The organism is Pandoraea sp. B-6 (genome assembly GCF_000282835.1).
GTDB lineage: Bacteria > Pseudomonadota > Gammaproteobacteria > Burkholderiales > Burkholderiaceae > Pandoraea > Pandoraea cepalis.
In genome coordinates this window covers 1-1340 of record NZ_AKXS01000326.1, presented here as the reverse complement: position 1 = coordinate 1340, position 1340 = coordinate 1, and the positions used below count along the sequence as shown (strand labels likewise).

At 61.3% G+C, this 1340-nt stretch carries 1 protein-coding gene; it reads left to right on the top strand.

Annotated elements, in window-relative coordinates; all coding sequences use genetic code 11:
• Nucleotides 1-1340, top strand: a 1340-nt coding sequence (locus tag A985_RS23980; RefSeq protein WP_039829794.1) for a hemagglutinin repeat-containing protein, incomplete at both ends; no start/stop codon positions are given.

Below are 1340 nucleotides of genomic sequence, written 5' to 3'. Positions count from 1 at the left end.
GGCGCCGTCGGCGCGCTTGGCGAAGGGAAGGGAGCGCTCGATGCGCTCGCCAGCGGTGCCAAACCGGAAGCCAAGATCGAGTTGAGCTGGGGGACGTCGAGCAGCAAGTCGACCTCGTCGTCCGACAGCGCGCAGAATATTTCGAGCAACATCAAGGCGGGAGGCACGGCGGCGTTCATTGCGACCGGGGATGCGGCGTCGGGGAAAGGCAACGTCAACATCATCGGCTCGAACATCGATGCGAAGGACGTTCTCCTGCAAGCCAACAATCAGGTCAACCTGAGTCACAGCACCGACACCGAGTCGTCGCGCAGCGAGAACGAGTCGAAGAGCGGCAGCGTAGGCGTGTCTTACGGAACGAGCGGATGGGGCGTATCGGCGTCGCTCTCGAAGTCGAACGGCGATGCCAACTCGGATTCCAAATTCCAGAACAACACCCACATCAACGCGAGCCAGACGGCGGTGATCGCGAGCGGTGGCGACACGAATATCGTCGGCGCAAACGTGAATGCCGACAAGGTCATTGCGCGCGTGGGTGGGGATCTGAACATCGCCAGCGTGCAGGATACGAGCGAGAGTTCCGCGCACCAGCAGAGCCTGAGCGGTGGCATAAATCTCAGCATGGGAGGCGCGTCGGGGAGCGCGAGCTACGCACGCGGCAATGCAAGCGGCAACTATGCGGGCGTGGAGGAGCAATCCGGAATCCAGGCGGGCGGCGGCGGGTTCGACGTCGGCGTGACGGGTAACACCGATCTGAAGGGCGCCTACATTGCGAGCACCGCGGATCCGTCAAAGAATCAACTGACGACAGCCACGTTGACGTTCTCCGACATTGAGAACCATTCGGAATACAGCGCCAATAGTTTTGGTGTCGGTGGCGGCGCCACCGTTGGGAATGGCGGTGCGAACGAGCGTACGACGGGCAATAGCTCCGGCAAGAACACAGGTGGGATTTCTCCGATGTTGCCGCAAATGGAGAGCGGTAGCGAGCGGGCCACGACGCGCACCGGCGTAAGCGAAGGCACGATCACACTGACCGACGAGGCGAATCAGACGCAGGATCTGGCGAGTTTGAATCGCGATACTGCTGACTTGAATGGGACGGTCACTCGCACACCTGATTTACAGGATTTGCTCAACGACCAGTCGCGTCTGATGCAAGCGGCGACGGCAGCGGGTGAGGCCGTGGCGCGCGACATCGGGACTTATGCGGATAGGAAAGCCAATGAGGCTCGAGAGCTGGCGAAGAAGACCAACGATCCGGCGTTGAAGGCTCAGTACTTACAGGAAGCGAAAGACTGGTCCGAAGGCGGCGACTATCGCGCGACGATGCACGCGGC